The 3,537-nt window shown below is 69.4% G+C and carries 4 protein-coding genes; 1 reads left to right on the plus strand and 3 read right to left on the minus strand.

Translation table 11 applies throughout. The annotated features are described in order from the left end of the window. Nucleotides 1-95: 95 nt before the first annotated feature. Genes ACQP2X_RS34690 through ACQP2X_RS34700 form a run of 3 tightly spaced genes read right to left on the minus strand, consistent with a single transcriptional unit; the run spans nucleotide 96 to nucleotide 2,373 of the window. A complete protein-coding gene (locus ACQP2X_RS34690; RefSeq protein ID WP_498689135.1) occupies nucleotides 96-1,109 on the minus strand; it encodes an ABC-2 membrane transporter-related protein in 1,014 nt (337 codons plus the stop codon). Then, nucleotides 1,106-1,987 (minus strand): ABC transporter ATP-binding protein, encoded by an 882-nt coding sequence (locus ACQP2X_RS34695; RefSeq protein ID WP_498689137.1) that lies wholly within the window; start codon nucleotides 1,985-1,987, stop codon nucleotides 1,106-1,108. The genes ACQP2X_RS34690 and ACQP2X_RS34695 overlap by 4 nt, the downstream gene beginning before the upstream one ends. Then, on the minus strand, nucleotides 1,984-2,373 hold the full coding sequence (locus ACQP2X_RS34700; protein WP_498689139.1) for a GntR family transcriptional regulator: 390 nt from the start codon (nucleotides 2,371-2,373) through the stop codon (nucleotides 1,984-1,986). The genes ACQP2X_RS34695 and ACQP2X_RS34700 overlap by 4 nt, the downstream gene beginning before the upstream one ends. A gap of 159 nt (nucleotides 2,374-2,532) precedes the next feature. Between ACQP2X_RS34700 and ACQP2X_RS34705 the strand changes: the two genes are divergently transcribed. Next, nucleotides 2,533-3,468, plus strand: a complete 936-nt coding sequence (locus ACQP2X_RS34705) for a TauD/TfdA family dioxygenase (RefSeq protein WP_498689140.1) — start codon at nucleotides 2,533-2,535, stop codon at nucleotides 3,466-3,468. Nucleotides 3,469-3,537: the final 69 nt, after the last annotated feature.

A 3,537-nucleotide genomic window follows, 5' to 3' on the forward strand; every position in this document is an offset into this window, starting at 1 on the left:
TGTCACGCCATTGTCCGGGCGGCCCCGCGATCACGTCGAATACACGGTTGAACGGCCGGCGCCGAAGAAGATCCGGCGCCGGCCGTTCGTCGCGGTCAGGTCAGACGGCGCCTGATCCACCACAGGGAGAACCAGGACAGCGCCAGGGTGAGACCGATGAGCACGCCGAACTCACGCCATTGGAGGGCCCAGAACTTCGACCCCGGCACGTACGTCACCTTCTGGCTCAGGTTCTGGTCGGCCAGCCACTGCCGGCACTCGTCCGACGGGCTGTGCTGCTCCGGGGAGCACTTGGCCGGGTCGGCCGGGCCGGTGAACAGCGCACCGGTCGACGTCACCGTGTCCCTCGACCAGACCCAGGCGTTCGGGATGTCGGCGCCCGCGTCCAACGTGATCTTGTTGGTCTCGGGGTTGACCCCGTAGACGAACCGCTGATCGACGTCGAGGGCGGTGACCGAGGTGACCGGCTTGACCAGCAGCGGCAGCAGCACGAGCGGCACGGCGGCCTGGATGACGATCACCGCCAGCAGGGTGACCGCCATCGCGGCCACGGTGCGCCGCAGGATCATGCCCGCCGTCACGCCGATCACGAAGGCCAGGGCGGCGTAGGCGATCGGCACGACGCCCCGGGCGGCGAAGGTCACCGGGCTGATCCGGCTCCCGGCCAGGTCGATCGGCTCGGCCCACCGGGTCACCACCAGGCTGACCAGGCCGGCGCACAGCGCGACGGCGCCGCCCACGACCGACAGCTTGACCAGGAGCCACCGGCGCCGGCTGATGGACTGACTGAAGATCATCCGGTACGTGCCGCTCTCGAGCTCCCGGGCCACCAGGGGCGCGCCCCAGAACAGTCCCAGCAGGATCGGCAGCACGAGCGGAAGGGCGATGCCGACGTAGTAGAGCCATCCCGGCGGCTTGCTCGACAGCGTCTGGAGGAAGGTGTCGGCCGCGTCACCGCAGGCGGCCGGCTGACATCCGGTGAACCCGGACTCCTGGGCCAGGCTGGTCACCTGGGTCCAGGTCAGTGCGAAGGCAGCGAGGATCACCAGCAGGACGGCCGCGACGGCCACCGCCTGGGTACGGAACTGGCGCCAGGTGAACCAGATCATCGCCGCCCCTCCAGCATCCGCTTGGGCGCCGCCGTGGCGTCCCCGGTCATGTAGGCCAGCACGATGTCCTCCAGATCAAGCCGGTCGACCTGCCAGGACGGGTCGACGATGGGCGCGGTGCTCCGCACGATCAGGGTCGACTGCACGTCGGTGTGGCTCTGGTCCACCACCGAATATCCGGTGCCGAGCTCGGCCGGGTCACGCAGCGGCCCGGCCAGCCGGTGGTGCGTCTCGAGCAGATCGTCCACCTCGCCGGCGACCCGGACCCGCGAGGCGACCAGGACGATCAGGAAGTCGCAGACCCGTTCCAGGTCGGCCACCAGGTGCGAGGACATGATCACGCTGATCCCCCGCTCGGCCGTGAGCTCCATGAGCCCCTGCAGGAAGCCGCGCCGGGCCAGTGGGTCGAGCGCCGCGACCGGCTCGTCGAGCAGCAGCAGGTCGGGCCGCTTGGCCGCGGCGACGGCCAGGGCCAGCTGGGCCCGCTGGCCGCCGGAGAGCTTGCCCGCCTTCTGCTCCGGGTCGAGCCCGATCTGGGCGATGCGCCCCTCGGCGTAGCCGGCGTCCCAGGACGGGTTGAGGCGAGCGCCGAGCCGCAGATGCTCGGCCACGGTCAGCCCCGCGTAGACCGGGGTGTCCTGCGCGACGAAGCCGACCCGTGGCGTACCGCTGACCGGCACCTCGCCGAGCACCTCGATGCGCCCGCCCGAGGGGTCGAGCAGCCCGCAGGCCAGCTGGAGCAATGTGGATTTGCCGGCGCCGTTCGGCCCGACCAGGCCGACCACCCGGCCCGCCGGCACCGACAGCGTGCAGTCGGACAGCGCGGTGCGGCGCCCGTACTTCTTGGTCAGCCCGACCGCGGTGAGCGCGTCAGTCATGCTCTCGCCTCCGAAAATGACCGAAACGTGGTGAAGATCAGCGCCTCGATGCTCTCGTCGTCGAGCCCGGCCTCGCGGGCCTCGATGAGCCAGCTCTCCAGGCTCTTGCGCAGTGGCTCGTGCTTGGCGACCGAGTCACCCCCGAGCGTCTTGGTGACGAAGGTACCCAACCCCGGCCGGGCCGCGACCAGTCCTTCGTACTCCAGCTCGCGGTAGGCCTTGGACACCGTGTTCGGGTTGATCGCGACCCGGGCCACCACCTCTTTGACGGTGGGCAGCTTGTCACCCTCTTGCAACACCCCGAGCCGCAGCGCGTGCCGGACCTGCTGGATGAGCTGCATGTAAGGCGCGACCCCGGACCGTGAGTCCAGGTGAAACTCGATCACCTCACCACCTCCTTCACTAGGTTCCTAGCAATATAGCCAACTAGAGGGATGAACACCATCGCCGTGCAAGCGACGCGGCGACGCGGTTGGACGGCGTTGACCACCCCCCGGCGTTCCGGTGAAAGTTCGGCTGTCATCGGTCCCGTTGGGAGGACATCAATGAATGCCAAGGCTGACATCTGGCGGCCGTACGAGATCAGCAGCGACACCATCGGCACCGCGGACCTCGTCGGCTGGCTCACCGAGCAGGGCCAGGACGGGCTGACCGGGCTGCTCGCCGAACGGAAGGCGGTCGTCTTCCGGGGGTTCGGCGTGTCGCCGGAATCCATCGGGCCGGTGCTCGACCAGGTGGTGCCGGACCGCCTGCCGTACGTGCACGGCAACTCGCCCCGCACCAAGGTCGGCGGAAACCTCTACACCTCCACCGAGTACCCGCAGGAATTCACCATCTCCATGCACCACGAGATGAGCTACGCCCACCACTGGCCGAAGCGCCTGGTCTTCTTCTGCGAGACCGCGCCGGCCAGCGGCGGCGCCACGCCGGTGGTGGACAGCGAGCTGTGGCTGGCCTCGCTCGACGACGAGGTCCGCGAGGCCTTCGCGGGTGGCGTCCGCTACGTGCAGAACCTGCACGACGGGTACGGATTCGGGAAGAGCTGGATGGACACCTTCGAGACGGACGACCGCGCGCAGGTCGAGCGGTTCCTCGAAGGCACCCGCTCGGAGTGGAAGTGGGGCCCGGAGGGCATCCGGATCATCCAGCACCGTCCCGCGACGGTGATGCACCCGATCACCGGAACCACCGTCTGGTTCAACCAGGCCGACCAGTTCCACCCGGCCGGCCTGGGCGACAAGACCGCTTCGGAGCTGTACGACATCCTCGAGCCGGACGAGTTCCCGCAGCACGCCACGTTCGCCGACGGCTCACCGATCCCGGACAGCTACATCGAGCACATCCAGAATCTGGGCCTGGAACTGGCCGTCGACGTGCCGTGGCGGCCCGGCGACCTGATGCTGATCGACAACATCCTGGTCGGACACGGACGGCGCCCGTTCGAGGGCTCCCGCCGCGTGCTGGTCGCCATGTCCGACTGAGACGACCGCACCTCCGGGGCCGCCGGGCCAGCCGTTCAGCGGCTCGCCCGGCGGCTTTTTCGTGCCGCT

Source organism: Actinoplanes sp. CA-131856 (assembly GCF_050956135.1).
Classification (GTDB): Bacteria; Actinomycetota; Actinomycetes; order Mycobacteriales; family Micromonosporaceae; genus Actinoplanes.